The sequence below is a fragment of the Terrabacter sp. LjRoot27 genome (assembly GCF_964254175.1).
Classification (GTDB): Bacteria; Actinomycetota; Actinomycetes; order Actinomycetales; family Dermatophilaceae; genus Terrabacter.
In genome coordinates, this window is sequence record NZ_CAXUSS020000001.1 from 1272459 (window position 1) to 1288378 (window position 15920).

The window sequence follows — 15920 nt, forward strand, 5'->3', positions numbered from 1 at the left end:
TCCTCCGGCACCTGGTGCCGGAGGATCTCCACAAGCCGGCGCCCGTTCAGCCCTTCCCCGCCCGGGCGAAGCCGACGGTGGTCGAGGTACCGCCACCCTTGATCGTCAGCTCACCTTTGACGTGCTGGGTCGAGGTGGGCGCGACGACGAAAGCCGTTCGGCCGTCGACCTGCTGGGTCGACACCACGACGTCGTCCGTGGGGTCCGACGACGTCACCCTGACCTCCTTCGTGCCGTCGGCCCACCCGAAGACGAGGTCGGGCGTCGGCTCGACGCCGGTCCGGGCCGGGACGGGCAGGATGCGCAGCGGGGCCGCCCCGCTCGGACCCTCGATCGCGCCCGGAACCCAGAGGAGGCCGCTCTGCTCGTCGTCCGTCCACAGGACCCGCATGGTGCCGTCCGGGGTCGTGAGGACCGCCCGGTGCAGGTCCGTCCGGGCATTGGTCGTCAGCGCTGCCCGGTATCCGACCTTGGTCGGGTCGGCGTCGTCCAACGCATCGGTCCACACGACCCCGACCAGCTGGGCAGCATCGAACCCCGCGACCTGCCTGACGAAGAGGTAGCGCGTCGGGGCAGGGCCGCCTCCGGCCGGGACGAGCCGGGTGGTGGCCCCCGAGCCGCCGGACATCGTGACGTCCGGCGCGAAGACGGGGCCGGCATTGATGGTGCGCGGCGTCCCGGTCTCGACCCACCCGGCGACGACGCCCGGCAGGCCGCTCTCGGCCGGGAGCAGCAGGCTGGACCCGCCCACCTGCGGGCGGGGCACCTCCCGCCGCACGGTCTTGACGCGCGCGGCGCCGTCGAGGACGAACCATGTCTCCCGCACCTTGCCACCCGCGGCGCTCGCGATCTCGACCCGGATGCCGGACGCTTTGGTCGACTGGGAGGAGCCGTCTGGGTAGAGCTGGGCGGACTCGTCCAGAGCCGCGGCGACGGCCGTCTGGCTCGAGCTCGGGTCGCCGGCGGGCAGGGCACGGGGCCGGCCGGCGCCGAGCTGGACGGCGACGACCGCGACGACGGCGGTGGCGGCCGCGACGGCGGCGGCCGCCGCGATCCGCCGACGACGCACGACGCGGTGACCCTCGGCGAGCACGGCGTCGGGGCTGAAGGTCAGCCCGGCGACATGGGTGGCGTCGTCGAGGGCCGCCCTGATGTCGGTGTCCGGTGCGGCGTTCATCGGGCGCTCCTTCCAGCGTCGGTGGGGGTCTGCGTCGGTGGGGTGGTCGGTCGGGTCGTCGGTGGGGTGCGGTCAGCGAGCGTCTCGGACCCCCCGGCAGCCCCATCGAGGGCCTCCGCGGTGGCGAGCGCCGACCGCAGCGCCGCGAGGCCGCGCGAGCCGGCGCTCTTGACGGCGCCGACGGAGATCCCGAGCACCTCGGCCGTCGCCTGCTCGGAGAGGTCGGTGTAGTAGCGAAGCACGACGACGGTGCGTTGCTGCTCGGGCAGGGTGCGGAGCAGGCGGACGACGAGGTCGCGGTCGTCGCTCGTCCGCACGGCGTCGCGCCGGGACGTGTCGGGCCTCGTGTCGGGCGTCGTGTCGGGCGGGATGTCGGTGACCAGCTCGCGGCGCGTCGCGCGCCACACGTCGGTGCGGTGGTTGACGAGGACCCGACGGGCGTACGCCAGCGCCTCACCCTCCCGCACGCGCGGCCAGGCGACGTACGTCTTGACGAGCGCGGCCTGCGTCAGCTCCTGCGCCCTGTGGTGGTCGCCCGTCAGCAGCCACGCCGTGCGCAGCAGTGCCGGGCCGGCCTGCTCCATGAAGGCCGTGAAGTCGGCATCGCGCGCAGCGCTGCGGCGGCTCACGTCGTTCCCCTGTCCCTGCTCGTCATGCCCTACCTACGGGCGGTGCCCCGCAAAGGTTGCCAGCAACGGTCACCTGCTGCTCACCCGCACGGACGGGCCGTGGCCGAAGGGGACCGCGGACGCCCCTACGCTTGGGGGCGTGACTCCGACCGGGACCGACAGTGCAGGGCACCCGCGCCCGGTCATCGACCTGCACACCCACTCGGCGGTCAGCGACGGCACGGAGACACCGGCCGAGCTCGTCGCCGCCGCGGCCACGGCGGGGGTCGACGTCCTCGCCATCACCGACCACGACACGGTCACCGGCTGGGCCGAGGCCGCCGAGGCCGCCCGCGTCCACGGCGTGACCCTCGTGCGCGGCATCGAGATCTCGTGCGCGTGGCGCCACTCCTCGATCCACCTGCTCGGCTACCTGCCCGACGCCGGTGACCGGCCCCTCATGGAGGAGCTGGCCCGCGCCCGCGACTCCCGGTCCACGCGGCTCGAGCGGATGGTCGCGCTCATGGCGGCGGACGGCATACCTCTGGGCTACGACGAGGTGCTCGCCCAGGTGGGCCCCGACGCCACGCCCGGTCGACCGCACATCGCGGACGCCCTCATCGCCAACGGCACGATCCGTCACCGCGACGAGGCGTTCCGGTCGTGGCTCGGCGACGACTCGCCCTACTACGTCGGCCACTACGCCCCGGACCCCGTGCGCGCCGTCGAGCTCGTCCGGGCGGCGGGCGGCGTACCGGTCATCGCGCACCCCTTCACGCGCACCCGGTCCGGCGACCTCGACGACGCGCTCGTCGAGCGGATGCGCGACGCCGGGCTCGCCGGGCTCGAGGCGTTCCACCGCGACCACGGTCCGGAGGAGGTCGCGCGCGCGACGGCGCTCGCCGACCGGCTCGGGCTGCTGCTCACGGGGTCGAGCGACTACCACGGCGAGGGCAAGCGCAACCGGCTCGCCGAGAACACGACGGCCCCGGAGGTGCTCGACGCGATCGAGGCGGCCTCGAGCGGGGCCACGGAGGTCCTGAGGCCGTGAGCGTCTTCGACACGACCGTCTTCCTCAGCACCTTCATCACCCTGGTCGTCATCCTCGACCCGCCGGGCGCGGTGCCGATCTTCCTCGCCCTGACCGGGTCGCTGACGAAGGTCCAGCGCCACGTCGCGGCCCGGCGTGCCTCGCTCGTCGCGGTCTTCGTCATCGGGATGTTCGCGCTCTTCGGCAAGAGCATCCTCGACTACCTCCACATCTCGATCGCCGCGCTCCAGGGCGCCGGCGGACTGCTCCTGCTCCTCGTCGCGCTCGAGCTGCTGACGGGCAAGGAGTCCGACTCGCTGGCCGACGCCGGCGTCAACGTCGCCCTCGTGCCGCTCGGCACGCCGCTGCTCGCCGGCCCGGGCGCGATCGTCGCGACGATGCTCGCCGTGCAGGGCTCCGACACGACGGGGGCGTACACCGCGGTCGGCGCCGCCCTCGTCGGCGCGATGCTCGTCGTCTACCTCGTGCTCCGCTTCGCCGGGCAGGTGCGCGGGCTGCTGCGCGAGAGCGGCACGATGCTGCTCACCCGCATCGCGGGTCTGCTGCTGTCGGCGATCGCCGTGCAGATGGTCGCCGACTCGGTGCGGGCCTTCGTCAACGGCGAGGGCTGAGGGCCGACGGGCGCATGTCCATCAGCCGTCGACGCGCTCGACGAGGACGGCCGTGCCGAGCCCGGCGGCTCCGCTGACGGCCGCGACGCCCCAGCGCCCGCCGCGACGCTCGAGCGCCTCGATGCACTGGCCGACGAGGATGGCGCCGGTCGCCCCGAAGGCGTGACCCATCGCCATGGTGCCGCCGTCGGGGTTCATCCGGTCCGGCCCGGCGTCGAGGTCGCGGCGGAAGCGCAGGCACAGCGCCGAGAAGGCCTCGGCGAACTCGAAGACGTCGACGTCCCTCGCAGACAAGCCGGCCCGCGCGAGCACCCGCTCGACGGCCGACTGTCCGGCGGTGAGCATGACGACGGGGTCGACAGCGGTCGACGCGGCGGCGACGATGCGCGCCCGCGGCACGAGGCCTGAGGCCCGGGCGGCCCGGGCCGACCCGACGAGCAGCAGCGCCGCCGCGTCCGCGACGGCCGGGGAGGTGCCCACGGTGTGCAGGTGGTCGATCCGGTCGAGAGGGCGTATGCCGTCCGCCGCCGCGAGCGCGACGGCGTCCTGGCCGTCCGCCCCCAGCTGCGCGAAGGCGGGCGTCAGGGCCGCGAGCGACTCGGCGGTCGTGCCGGGTCGGACGAGCTCGTCGTGGTCGAGGCCGGGACCGCGCATGTCGGCCGGCACCGGCACGAGGGACCGTGCGAAGGCACCTTCCGCCCGCGCCCGGGTCGCCTTGGTCTGCGTCTCGAGGCCGTAGGCGTCGAGCTGCTCGCGGGTGAAGCCCTCGAGGGTCGCGTTGAGGTCGGCGGCGATCCCCATGTGGACCGAGCCGAGGCGGCGCACGAGGGCAGGGTCGGCATACAGCGCCCCACGGTCGGCGAACATCGGCACGCGCGACACGCTCTCGACGCCCCCGGCGACGGCGAGCGCGAGGTCGCCCGCGCGCACCCGGGCCGCGGTCTGGCCGACGGCGTCGATGCCGGACGCGCAGAAGCGGTTGAGGGTGACGCCCGGCACGGAGAGGCCCCAGCCGGCGACGAGCGAGGCGGTGCGGGCGAGGTCGGCCCCCTGCTCGTCGACCTGGGTCGCGCAGCCCAGCGTCACGTCGTCGACGCGTCCCGGGTCGATCCCGGTGCGCTCGACGAGGGCCCGTTGGAGGTGCACGACGAGGTCGATGGCCGTGAAGCCGTGCAGCGAACCGCGTGCGGACGCACGCCCGCGGGGGGTGCGCACGACGTCGAGGACGTACGCGTCGTCACCGTCGCCCATACGTCCTCCCGATCGGTCCGGCCTGAGCCCGCGAGGGCCGCCGCGCCCGGTCTCGCGCCCGGCCCGGATCCACCTCGTCGCACCCGGCGAGTCACTCTGCTAGTTGTAGTACCGTGCCCGGAGAAGGGCAAGGCTGGGCACCGACGGCGGCGTCGGGAGCGGAGGCGGACATGACGGCCGGCAGCGCGAGCACCTCCCGCACGGGAGTCTGGGTGCTCGGTGGCTCGCAGACGGACTTCGCGCGCCACCTGACCCGTGAGGGCCGCGACGTCTCCGACCTCGTGGGCGAGATCGTCGACCGCACCCTCGAGGCGAGTCGTGCCGACGCGGCCGACGTCGACGTGATCCACGTCGGCAACGCCTTCGGCCAGCTCTTCACCGGCCAGGGCCATCTCGGCGCCATGCCGGCGACGGTCCGTCCCGACCTCTGGGGCCTGCCCGCGGCGCGGCACGAGGCCGCGTGCGCGTCGGGCGGCGTGGCGCTGCTCGCCGCCATGGCCGACCTGCGCGCGGGCCACTACGACTGCGCCCTCGTGCTCGGCGTCGAGCTCGAGAAGACCGTGCCCGGCGACGAGGCCGCCACGCACCTCGGCGCAGCCGCCTGGGTCGGGCACGACGGCGAGGGCGCCCGCTTCATGTGGCCCCACGTCTTTAGCGCCATCGCCGACGAGTACGACCGTCGGCACGGGCTCGACGACACCCACCTGCGCGCCATCGCCGCGCTCAACCTCGCGAACGCCCGGCGCAACCCCAACGCCCAGACCCGCGGCTGGGACGTCCCGGACCTCACCGGACCCGACGCGACCGACGACGTGCGCAACCCCGTCGTCGAAGGCCGGATCCGCCGCTACGACTGCAGCCAGGTCACCGACGGCGCCGCCGGCGTGGTCCTCGTCTCCGACGCCTGGCTGCGCGACCACCCGGGACGCCGACCCGTCGCGCGCATCGAGGGCTGGGGCCACCGCACCGTCGGCCTCGGTCTGCGGCAGAAGCTCGACCGTGACCGCGACGAGCTCTACGTCCTGCCCCACGTGCGCCGGGCCGTGACCGACGCGTTCGACCGGGCCGGCGTCACCCTCGAGGACCTCGACGGCTTCGAGGTGCACGACTGCTTCACCCCGACCGAGTACCTCGCCATCGACCACATCGGCCTCACCGGACCGGGGGAGTCGTGGAAGGCCGTCGAGGACGGCTCCATCGCTCCCGGCGGACGGCTGCCCATCAACCCGAGCGGCGGGCTCATCGGCGGCGGCCACCCGGTGGGGGCCAGCGGCATACGCATGCTCGTCGACGCGGCCAAGCAGGTCAGCGGCACCGCAGGCGACTACCAGGTGGAGGGTGCCCGTACCTTCGGCACCCTCAACTTCGGCGGCAGCACCGCCACCACCGTCAGCCTCGTCGTCGGCGCCGTCGCCGACTGACCGCTGACTCCCAGCCACTGACCGAACCACGCAAACCACTGCGAGCCAAGGAGACCCGGATGGATGTCGACATCGTCGGTCGGATGCTCTCGACCCTGCCCGCGGACGACGACCACCCCTACCGCACCGGCCCGTGGCAGCCGCAGACGACCGAGTGGAGGGCGGACGACCTCGACGTCGTCGAGGGTGAGGTGCCCACCGACCTCGACGGCGTCTACCTGCGCAACACGGAGAACCCCGTCCATCCGTCGCTCAAGCACTACCACCCGTTCGACGGCGACGGCATGGTCCACGTCGTCGGCTTCCGTGACGGAAAGGCCTTCTACCGCAACCGGTTCGTGCGCACCGACGGCTTCCTCGCCGAGCAGGAGGCCGGGCAGTCGCTGTGGGCCGGTCTCGCCGAGCCGCCCCACCTCTCCCTGCGCGAGGACGGCTGGGGCGCTCGCCGCCAGATGAAGGACGCGTCGTCGACCGACGTCATCGTCCACCGCGGCACGGCCCTCACGAGCTTCTACCAGTGCGGCGACCTCTACCGCGTCGACCCGATGTCGGCCGAGACCCTCGGCAAGGCGACGTGGAACGGCCGCTTCCCCTTCGACTGGGGCGTCTCGGCGCACCCGAAGGTCGACGACCGCACCGGCGAGCTGCTCTTCTTCAACTACAGCAAGGAGGCGCCGTACATGCACTACGGCGTCGTCGACGAGGCGGACGACCTCGTCCACTACGTCGACGTCCCGCTGCCGGGGCCGCGGCTGCCGCACGACATGGCCTTCACCGAGAACTACGTCGTCCTGGGCGACTTCCCCCTCTTCTGGGAGCCGGAGGCCCTCGCCAAGGGCGCGCACGTCGCGCGCTTCCACCGCGACATGCCGAGCCGATTCGCCGTCATCCCGCGGCGGGGGCAGACGAGCGACATCCGCTGGTTCGAGGCCGACCCGACGTACGTCCTCCACTTCGTCAACGCGTACGAGGAGGGCGACGAGATCGTCCTCGACGGCTTCTTCCAGGGCGACCCCGAGCCGAAGGACAACGGCATGGGCGACCGGTGGGAGCGGGCCTTCCGCTTCCTCGCGCTCGACCGCATGCAGGCGCGCCTGCACCGCTGGCGGCTCAACCTCCGCACCGGTCTCGTCACCGAGTCGCCGCTCTCCGACAGCATCACCGAGTTCGGCATGATGAACGGCTCGTATGCCGGTGGGGCCTACCGCTACGCGTACGCCGCGACGGGCAAGCCCGCGTGGTTCCTCTTCGACGGCCTCGTCAAGCACGACCTGCACTCGGGCACGGAGGAGCGGTTCTCCTTCGGGGACAACGTCTTCGGCAGCGAGACGGCGATGGCACCCAGGGTCGGGAGCACCGCCGAGGACGACGGCTACCTCGTGACGCTGACGACCGACATGAACGACGACGCCTCGTACTGCGTCGTCCTCGACGCCGCACGGGTCTCCGACGGGCCGGTGTGCAAGCTCCGGCTGCCCGAGCGGATCTCGAGCGGCACCCACTCGACATGGGCCCCGGGGGCAGAGCTGCGACGGTGGAGCACGGCGGACACGGCAGCGGATGCGATCGGTCTCTGAGTCGGTGGTCGACGACGTCGACCCCGGCACCGTGGCGACCCGGCTCGACACCGGGTCGACGAACGCCATCGGGCGGATGCTCGGGCTGCTCGGCGACGAGTGGACCCTCCTCATCCTCCAGCGGGCGCTGCGCGGCACGACGCGCTACGGCCAGTTCCTCGACGAGGTCGCCATCTCCAACGCCGTCCTCACCTCCCGGCTCGCGACGATGGAGCGCGAGGGCCTGCTCCACCGTGTCGTCTACCAGCAGCGGCCGGTCCGGGCCGAGTACGTCCTGACGCAGCGCGGCCGCGGGCTGTGGCCGGTCACGATCGCGATCTGGGACTGGGAGCGGCGCTGGGTGCCGCGGCACGCCGCCACCCTGCCGGCGATGCGCCACGCCCTGTGCGGCCAGAACTTCGCACCCGTCCTGACGTGCACGGGCTGCCGCGAGGTCGTGCGCTCCTCCGACGTCCACGCCGAGTGGGGGCCGAGCGGCTCGTGGGAGCGGTCCGTCCCGGAGTCGACGACACGGCGGCGGTCCGACCCCCGCACCGAACGGACCTCCGCCGGCCTCTTCCCCGAGACGATGGCGATCTTCGGCAACCGCTGGTCCTCCGCCCTCATCGGCGCCTCCCTGCGGGGGCTGACGCGCTTCGGCGACTTCGAGGAGGCCCTCGGGGCACCGCCGAGCCTCGTCGCCGAGCGGCTCCGCGCGTTCTGCGACATCGGCGTGCTCGAGCCCAGGGGGCGCCGCACGGGCGGCGGGGACGGCCGCGCCGAGTACCACCTCACCGAGAAGGGCCACGCCTTCTACCCCGTCGTCGCCGTGGCCATCGACTGGGCACACCACTGGTATGCCGCCGAGGAGGGTCCCGCGCTCGTCCAGCAGCACGTGCCGTGCGGGTCTCCGCTCGCCGTCGCGCTCGCCTGCGACCAGTGCTCGGCCGACCTCCACGGCAGCGACATCGAGGTCGTCCCGCGCGCGCACCGTCGGTCCGCCCGCTAGTCCCAGTCAGCCATTACCGAGCCGAAAGACCCACAGCAGCAACGCAGCTCACACCGAAGCACGTCCCGCACAGACCACCTCACGCCGAACCACGAAGGAGCGCCGAGCCATGGCGAACGCACGCGGACTGCACCCGCCGGAGAAGGTCGCCGACTACCGGGCCAGGGGCTGGTGGGGCGAGGACACGCTGGACGGGCTCTTCACCGACCGGGTGCAGGCCCGCGGCGACGCGCTCGCCGTCGTCGACCCGGCCAACCGCGAGGCGCTGCTCGGCTCGGCGCCGCGACGGCTGACGTGGCGCGAGCTCGACGACGAGGTCGCGTCCCTCGCCGCCCGCCTGCTGTCCCTCGGCCTCGGTCGAGGCGACGTGCTCGGGGTCCAGCTCGCCAACTCCGTCGAGCTCGTCGAGGTGTACCTCGCGGCCTGGCGCCTCGGGGTCGTCGTGTCGCCGTTGCCCGTGCAGCTGCGCGGGCGCGAGGTGGCCGCCATGTGCGCGAGTGCCGGCGTCACGGCATACCTCAGCAGTGCCCACTTCGGTGACCGCGCCCTGTCGGCGGACGCGGCCACGGCGCTCGGCGACGTCGAGTCGGTGCGTGCCGTCATCGCGTACGGCCCCGAGGAGGAGACGGCCGACGTGCCCATCGGCGTCCGCGTGTGGCACCCCGGTCCCGCCACGGACGCCGATCGAGAGGCCGTCGAGGCGTATGCCGCCGCCGACCCCAACGAGGCCAACGACGCCGTGACGATCTGCTGGACCTCGGGCACCGAGAGCGCACCCAAGGGGGTGCCGCGCTGCCACATGGACTGGCTCGCCGTCGGCGTCGCGACCACCGAGGCGCCGCAGGTCACGGTCGGCGACGTGCTGCTCAACCCCTTCCCGATGATCAACATGGCCGGCATCAGCGGGATGTTCCTGCCGTGGCTGCTCACCGGCTGCGTCCTCGTGCAGCACCACCCCTTCGACCTGCCGACGTTCCTCGGGCAGGTCGCCGTCGAGCGGGCCACCTACACGTGCGCGCCGCCGGCCCTGCTCTGGATGCTGCTCGGCAACGAGGAGCTCATGGCGACGGTCGACGTCAGCAGCCTGACCCGGATCGGCTCCGGCTCTGCGCCCCTGCAGCCGGCGATGGTGCGCGGCTGGCAGGAGCGGCACGGCATCAGCGTCATCAACTTCTTCGGCTCCAACGAGGGGATCGGGCTGCTGTCGAGCCCCGTCGACTTCCCCGACCCCGACGACCGTGCGCAGTACTTCCCACGGTTCGGGGCGCCGGGCGTCACGTGGTCGACCCGCGCCGGCGAGTGGACCGACACGCGCCTCGTCGACATCGTGACCGGCGAGGACGTCACCGAGCCCGGACACCCCGGCGAGCTGCACATCAGCGGACCGAGCGTCTTCGCCGGCTACCTCCACGGCGAGGACCTGCCGAGCCCGTTCGACGACCGTGGCTACCTCCGCACCGGCGACCTCTTCGAGATCGCGGGCGAGCAGGGCCAGTACCTGCGCTACCTCGACCGGGCCCGCGACCAGGTGATCCGCGGGGGCATGAACATCGCCCCGGCCGAGCTCGAGGGTCTCATCGCCGACCACCCGGCCGTCGCCGACGTCGCCGTCGTCGGCGACCCCGACGAGCGGCTGGGGGAGCGCGTCGCGGCCGTGGTCGTGCTGCGCCCCGGGGCGTCGCTGACCCTCGACGAGCTCGTCGGCTGGCTCCGGGAGCGCAGCATCGCCTCGTTCAAGCTGCCCGAGCGGCTCGAGGTGCGTGACGAGCTGCCTCGCAACCCCGTCGGCAAGGTGCTCAAGCGCCTGCTGCGGCAACCGGACGCGCCCGCGGTCCGCGAGGCGCCCGACGGCGGCGGAGCCGGGACGCCCGGGGCGAGCGGGTGACGCCGCAGGAGCTGCTCGCGGCGCTGCGGCTCCCCGTCGTGGCGGCGCCGATGTTCCTCGTGTCGGGCCCCGAGCTCGTCGTCGCCGCGGCGCGGGCCGGCATCCTCGGAGCGTTCCCGACGCAGAACTGTCGCACGCCCGAGCAGCTCGACGAGTGGCTCGGGGCGATCGCCTCGGGCTCCGGCGCTGCGCCGTGGGCGGTCAACCTCGTGACGCACCGGAGCAACACGCGTCTGGCCGACGACCTCGCGCTCGTCGCGGCGCACCGGCCGCCCGTCGTCATCACGGCCCTCGGCTCGCCCCGGCCCGTCATCGAGACCGTCAAGGGCTACGGCGGGCTCGTCGTGGCCGACGTCATCGACCTCGTCCTCGCCCGCAAGGCGATCGACGCGGGCGTCGACGGACTCGCGTGCATCAGCGCGGGCGCCGGCGGGCACACCGGTCATCTCTCTCCCTTCGCCTTCGTGTCGGCCGTGCGCGACCTCTTCGACGGTCTGGTCACCGTCGGGGGAGGCATCGCCGACGGCGCCGGGGTCGCCGGCGCCGTGGCTGTCGGCGCCGACCTCGTCTACATGGGCACCCGCTTCCTCGCGACGACGGAGAGCCGGGCCGTCGACGACTACAAGCAGATGGTCGTCGCGCACGGCCCCGACGACCTCGTCGTCAGCGACGGCATCACGGGGGCGGACGCGTCCTGGCTGCGACCGAGCCTGCGGGCGCACGGGCTCGACCCCGACCACCTCGTGCACGACGGGGTCCGGAGCTACGACACGGCCGAGCCGCCGGCCAGGAAGTGGTCGCAGCTGTGGGCGGCCGGGCAGGGGCTCCAGAGCATCCGCTCGGTGCTGCCGGTCGCCGACGTCGTCGACGCGCTCGAGCGTGAGTTCCGGGCCGCTGCAGCACGCCTCGAGCGCGTCGCCGCCGGCCCAGCTGACCAGGGCTGGGGAAGTCGCCGGTCAGGTGTCCCTCGTGGGTCGTAGGGTGTCGGCGTGACGACGGGACCCGCGCAGCAGACGACCTTCGCGGGCATGCCCACGCCGCTCTACTCCGGCTCGCCGTCGCGGCTGCTCGCGTGGCTCGACTGCCCGCGGCGCTACCGCATGCAGTACCTCGACCGCCCGCGCCCGCAGGCCCGCCCGCAGCGTGCCCACACGTCGGTCGGCATCGCGACCCACAACGCGCTGCGCGACTTCTGGGACCTCCCCGCCGACCGCCGCACGCCGGCAGGGGTCGCCGAGCTCGTCCGCTCGTCGTGGATCGACGTCGGCTTCCGCGACCCCGAGCAGTCCGCGGCCTGGCGGCTGCGCGTCCGCGACGCCGTCACCGAGTACCTCCGGGCCAGCGACCGGGACAACCAGCCCGTCGGCATCGAGCGCAGCGTCTCGCTCAAGACCGACGAGGTCGCCATCACCGGCCGCATCGACCGCCTCGATGACCGTGAGGGCGAGCTCGTCGTCGTCGACTACAAGACGGGCCGACAGGTGCCGACCGACGACGACGCGCGCACGTCGCTGCCGCTCGCGCTGTATGCCGTCGCGGCCTCCCGGATGTTCCGCCGCCCGTGCCACCGGGTCGAGCTCCACCATGTGCCCTCCGGCACGGTCGCCGCGCACGAGCACACCGACGAGTCGCTCGCACGCAAGATCGCCGAGGCCGAGTCGATCGCCTCCGACCTGCGTCGCGCCGACGCCGAGTTCAAGGAGGTCGGCGTCGAGTCGACCCGCTTCGCGCCCCGCACCTCGGCGATCTGCTCGTGGTGCGACTTCCGGGCGCACTGTCCCGAGGGCCAGCAGATGGGCCCCGAGAAGTCCGACTGGGCCGGCCTGGAGCCTGCCGGCTACGAGACCACCCCACCGGAGCGCGACGATGCCTGAGCCCAGCAGCCGACCCACCACCCAGCCCACACCCGAGCGCGACCTGCGGCCGGCGTTCCTCGCGGCTGCCGACCACGTCATCGCCATCGTCGCCCGCGAGGACGTCGCCGCCGCTTGGCACCGGCCGAGCGCGCTGCCCGAGTGGGGCGTCGGCGGGCTCGTCGCCCATCTCGCCAGCCAGCCCGTCACGGCCCTGACCCTGCTGCGCGCCGAGCCCGCGGTCGACGCCATCGCGCTCGACGAGCACTACGCCCGGTCGGCGTGGGTGTCCGGTGGCCTCGACGACGACGTCAACGTCTCCATCCGGTCCAGCAGCGACGAGCAGGCCGAGGCCGGCCGCGACGTCGTCCTCGCGCGGGTCGTCGCGGCGCGGGCCGAGCTGCCCGACGCGCTCGCCGACCAGCACGCCGACCGGGCCGTCCTCATCCCCTGGACCGGCTGGGCGCTGCGCCGCGACGACTTCCTCACGGGCCGGATGATGGAGGTCGTCGTCCACGGCGAGGACGTCGCCGCCAGCGTCGGCTTCACCGCGCCGAGGCTGCCCGACGACGTGCTCGCCCCCGTCGTGGCCCTGCTGACCCGACTCGCCGCGCGCCGGCACGGGCAGGGCGCCCTGGTGTCGGCTCTGTCACGCTCCGAGCGCGCCCCCCGGACGATCTCGGCCTTCTGACCGGCCGACCTGACACACTGGGCCGCATGGCGCCCCGCACCCGCACCTCCGGCCCGTCCACGGCGCGTCGGGGTGCCGGAGGCTCCTCCGCCGACAGCGGTCCCACGGTCATCGCCCTCGCGAACCAGAAGGGCGGCGTCGCCAAGACGACGTCGGTCGCGAGCATCGGTGCCGCGCTGGCCGAGCTCGGGCAGCGTGTCCTGCTCGTCGACCTCGACCCCCAGGCCTGCCTCACCTTCTCCCTCGGCGTCGACCCCGACACCGTCGAGCGGTCCGTCCACGACGTCCTGACGGGGTCCGCCGAGCTCGGCGACGTCGTCGTCTCGTGCGAGGAGGGCATCGACCTCGTGCCCTCGGCCATCGATCTCGCCGGTGCCGAGGCCATGCTCCTACCGCGACCCGGCCGCGAGTACGTCCTGCGCTCGGCCCTCGAAGGCGCCGACACGGCATACGACGTCGTGCTGCTCGACTGCTCGCCGAGCCTGGGGGTGCTGACGCTCAACGCGCTCACGGCCGCCGACGCCCTCATCATCCCCATGCCGTGCGAGATGCTGAGCCACCGCGGCGTCGGGCAGCTGCTCGACACCGTCGCCGACGTGCAGAAGATCCTCAACCGCGACCTCGAGGTCTGGGGCATCCTGCCGACCCTCTTCGACGGGCGCAGCAACCACGCCCGCGAGGTGCTCGCCGACGTGGGGGAGCGCTACGACCTGCCCGTCCTCGAGCCGCCGATCCCCAAGACGGTGCGCTTCGCCGAGGCACCGGCCGTGGGCCGCTCGATCCTCGCGACGGCCCGCACGTCCAAGGGCGCGCAGGCCTACCGCGACGTCGCCGCCTCCCTGCTGACGAGGCTGTGACGCAGGTCCCAGACGTTCGACCCGACCAGCAGACGGGGAATGAACCGTGGTGAGGGCGCGCTGCACCTGAGAGCGTCGCCACCCACCACGAAGGAGAATCCCCTTGATTTCCACCCCCGCACTGGTCGCACCGAGCGCCGGAGCCGCCTTCGAGGCCCGGACCGTCGAGCACCGCGACCTGCGAGACGACGACGTCCTCATCGACATCAAGTTCGCCGGCATCTGCCACAGCGACATCCACCAGGTCCGCGAGGAGTGGGGCAGCGCGATCTTCCCCATGGTCCCCGGACACGAGATCGCCGGTGTCGTGTCGGCCGTCGGTGACGGCGTCACGAAGTACAAGGTCGGCGACCGCGTCGGCGTCGGCTGCATGGTCGACTCGTGCGGTGAGTGCGAGTTCTGCAAGGACGGCGAGGAGCAGTTCTGCTCCAAGGGCGCCGTCATGACCTACAACGGCACGGGCTACGACGGCGAGCCGACCAAGGGCGGCTACGCCCAGCTGGTCGTCGTCTCCGAGCGCTTCGCCGTCGGCATCCCCGACGGCATCGAGCTCGACGTCGCCGCCCCGCTGCTCTGCGCCGGCATCACCGTGTGGTCCCCGCTCAAGCGCTGGGGCGCCGGTCCCGGCAAGAAGGTCGCCGTCATCGGCCTCGGCGGCCTCGGCCACATGGCCGTCAAGCTCGCCGCCGCCATGGGCGCCGAGGTCAGCGTGCTGAGCCGCACCGACGCCAAGAAGGGCGACGGCGAGGCCCTCGGCGCGACGCACTACTTCGCCACCGGCGACGAGGGCGTGCTGGGGAGCCTCAAGGGCAGCTTCGACATCATCATCAACACGGTGAGCGCCGACCTGCCCATGCAGACCTACATCGGCCTGCTGCGCCCGCTCGGTGTCATCGCCAACGTCGGGCTGCCCACGGGCAACTACGACTTCGCGCCCGGCGCCGTCGTCGGTGGCAGCCGCGTCGTGGCCGGCTCGAACATCGGCGGCATCCCCGCGACGGCCGAGATGCTGGCCTTCTGCGCCGAGCACGGCATCGGCGCGACGGTCGAGACGATCTCGGCCGACGAGGTCGACGCGGCCTACGACCGCGTCGTCGCCGGCGACGTGCGCTACCGCTTCGTCATCGACACCGCGACGATCAACGCCTGACGCCGAGCGGCTGTCCTCGCAACACACCGAGCAGGTCACGACACCCCGGGATCCGATCCCGGGGTGTCGTGACTGTCACGGGGTGTTGCCTCAGGAGGGGGTGGGGGTGGACGCCGGGTCGAGGGCGGGGAGGCCGTCGATGGAGGTCGCGTTCTTCGTGGCGCGGTAGGTCGCCAGGCCGTCGTCGCCCCGGTTGCCCGCCCACCGGGTCAGCAGGTCACGGTCACGGTCGTGGCTCATGAGGGGCACGGCGTACCCGCACGAGTCGGAGACGCGCTCGACGTCGACGACGACGACGCCCCTGGCTCCCGGGTGGTCGGCGAAGAGCCCGCGGTACGAGTCGAACTCGCTGTCACCGAGCGCGACGTAGCGACCGGTCCCGTGCAGCCGCACGATGTTGGGCGGGCCCTCGAACGCACAGAACATGACGGTCACGCGACCGTTCTCGCGCAGGTGCGCGACCGTCTCGGCGCCGCTGCCCGTGAGGTCGAGATAGGCGACGGCGTGCTCACCGAGCACGGCGAAGGTGCCGTCGAGACCCTTGGGGGAGAGGTTGACGTGGCCGTCTGCGGCGAGCGGGGCCGTCGCGACGAAGAAGAGGTGCTGCGCCTCGATGAAGGCGCGCAGCCGCGCGTCGATGCCGTCGTGGAGCTTCATGGGTGGGCCTCCTCGGTGCTGGCGTCTCCCACCAGCGTAGGAGCGCGCCGTCCGGCCGCCTCCACCTGACCGCAGCGTGGACCTCCGGTCGCGTGGCGTGCGCGCACGGGACAGCGAAGGCCCGGGCTGACACCGCGTGGTGT

Annotated in this window: 15 protein-coding genes; 11 read left to right on the forward strand and 4 right to left on the reverse strand. The window is 73.3% G+C overall.

The window, feature by feature from the left end; translation table 11 throughout:
- Positions 1 to 46 precede the first annotated feature (46 nt).
- Complete coding sequence (locus tag ACSQ2D_RS05965; protein ID WP_435985061.1) at positions 47 to 1177, reverse strand: hypothetical protein; 1131 nt, start codon at positions 1175 to 1177, stop codon at positions 47 to 49.
- Positions 1174 to 1806 carry a SigE family RNA polymerase sigma factor gene (locus tag ACSQ2D_RS05970; protein WP_435985062.1) on the reverse strand — a complete coding sequence of 211 codons (633 nt, stop codon included), beginning with the start codon at positions 1804 to 1806 and terminating at the stop codon, positions 1174 to 1176. The genes ACSQ2D_RS05965 and ACSQ2D_RS05970 overlap by 4 nt, the downstream gene beginning before the upstream one ends.
- A gap of 139 nt (positions 1807 to 1945) precedes the next feature.
- Here ACSQ2D_RS05970 and ACSQ2D_RS05975 point away from each other — a divergent pair, with 139 nt between their 5' ends.
- Positions 1946 to 2836, forward strand: coding sequence for a PHP domain-containing protein (locus ACSQ2D_RS05975; protein WP_435985063.1), 891 nt, complete (start codon positions 1946 to 1948; stop codon positions 2834 to 2836).
- Positions 2833 to 3447, forward strand: a complete 615-nt coding sequence (locus ACSQ2D_RS05980) for a MarC family protein (RefSeq protein ID WP_435985064.1) — start codon at positions 2833 to 2835, stop codon at positions 3445 to 3447. The genes ACSQ2D_RS05975 and ACSQ2D_RS05980 overlap by 4 nt, the downstream gene beginning before the upstream one ends.
- A gap of 21 nt (positions 3448 to 3468) precedes the next feature.
- On the opposite strand, the gene ACSQ2D_RS05985 is transcribed toward ACSQ2D_RS05980, so the two are convergent.
- Positions 3469 to 4698: an acetyl-CoA C-acyltransferase gene (locus ACSQ2D_RS05985; RefSeq protein WP_435985065.1), complete on the reverse strand. Its 1230-nt coding sequence runs from the start codon at positions 4696 to 4698 to the stop codon at positions 3469 to 3471.
- A 170-nt stretch (positions 4699 to 4868) separates the two neighbouring features.
- Here ACSQ2D_RS05985 and ACSQ2D_RS05990 point away from each other — a divergent pair, with 170 nt between their 5' ends.
- The 9 genes from ACSQ2D_RS05990 (at position 4869) to ACSQ2D_RS06030 (ending at position 15120) form a co-directional block, all read left to right on the forward strand.
- Positions 4869 to 6119: an acetyl-CoA acetyltransferase gene (locus tag ACSQ2D_RS05990; RefSeq protein ID WP_435985066.1), complete on the forward strand. Its 1251-nt coding sequence runs from the start codon at positions 4869 to 4871 to the stop codon at positions 6117 to 6119.
- A gap of 59 nt (positions 6120 to 6178) precedes the next feature.
- Positions 6179 to 7696, forward strand: a complete 1518-nt coding sequence (locus ACSQ2D_RS05995; protein WP_435985067.1) for a carotenoid oxygenase family protein — start codon at positions 6179 to 6181, stop codon at positions 7694 to 7696.
- On the forward strand, positions 7680 to 8684 hold the full coding sequence (locus tag ACSQ2D_RS06000) for a winged helix-turn-helix transcriptional regulator (protein WP_435985068.1): 1005 nt from the start codon (positions 7680 to 7682) through the stop codon (positions 8682 to 8684). The genes ACSQ2D_RS05995 and ACSQ2D_RS06000 overlap by 17 nt, the downstream gene beginning before the upstream one ends.
- A gap of 109 nt (positions 8685 to 8793) precedes the next feature.
- On the forward strand, positions 8794 to 10569 hold the full coding sequence (locus ACSQ2D_RS06005) for a class I adenylate-forming enzyme family protein (protein ID WP_435985069.1): 1776 nt from the start codon (positions 8794 to 8796) through the stop codon (positions 10567 to 10569).
- Positions 10566 to 11549, forward strand: coding sequence for an NAD(P)H-dependent flavin oxidoreductase (locus ACSQ2D_RS06010; RefSeq protein ID WP_435985070.1), 984 nt, complete (start codon positions 10566 to 10568; stop codon positions 11547 to 11549). Before ACSQ2D_RS06005 ends, ACSQ2D_RS06010 begins: the two co-directional genes overlap by 4 nt.
- Before the next feature lie 9 nt (positions 11550 to 11558).
- A complete protein-coding gene (locus ACSQ2D_RS06015) occupies positions 11559 to 12443 on the forward strand; it encodes a RecB family exonuclease (RefSeq protein ID WP_435985071.1) in 885 nt (294 codons plus the stop codon).
- The gene (locus ACSQ2D_RS06020; RefSeq protein ID WP_435985072.1) at positions 12436 to 13113 is read left to right on the forward strand and encodes a maleylpyruvate isomerase N-terminal domain-containing protein; all 678 of its coding nucleotides are present in this window, start codon (positions 12436 to 12438) and stop codon (positions 13111 to 13113) included. The genes ACSQ2D_RS06015 and ACSQ2D_RS06020 overlap by 8 nt, the downstream gene beginning before the upstream one ends.
- Positions 13114 to 13139: 26 nt before the next feature.
- Complete coding sequence (locus ACSQ2D_RS06025) at positions 13140 to 13970, forward strand: ParA family protein (protein WP_435985073.1); 831 nt, start codon at positions 13140 to 13142, stop codon at positions 13968 to 13970.
- Between the two features lie 103 nt (positions 13971 to 14073).
- Positions 14074 to 15120, forward strand: coding sequence for an NAD(P)-dependent alcohol dehydrogenase (locus tag ACSQ2D_RS06030; protein WP_435985074.1), 1047 nt, complete (start codon positions 14074 to 14076; stop codon positions 15118 to 15120).
- Between the two features lie 90 nt (positions 15121 to 15210).
- Here the strand turns inward: ACSQ2D_RS06030 and ACSQ2D_RS06035 are convergent, their stop codons facing one another.
- Positions 15211 to 15777 (reverse strand): pyridoxamine 5'-phosphate oxidase family protein, encoded by a 567-nt coding sequence (locus ACSQ2D_RS06035; RefSeq protein ID WP_435985075.1) that lies wholly within the window; start codon positions 15775 to 15777, stop codon positions 15211 to 15213.
- Positions 15778 to 15920: the final 143 nt, after the last annotated feature.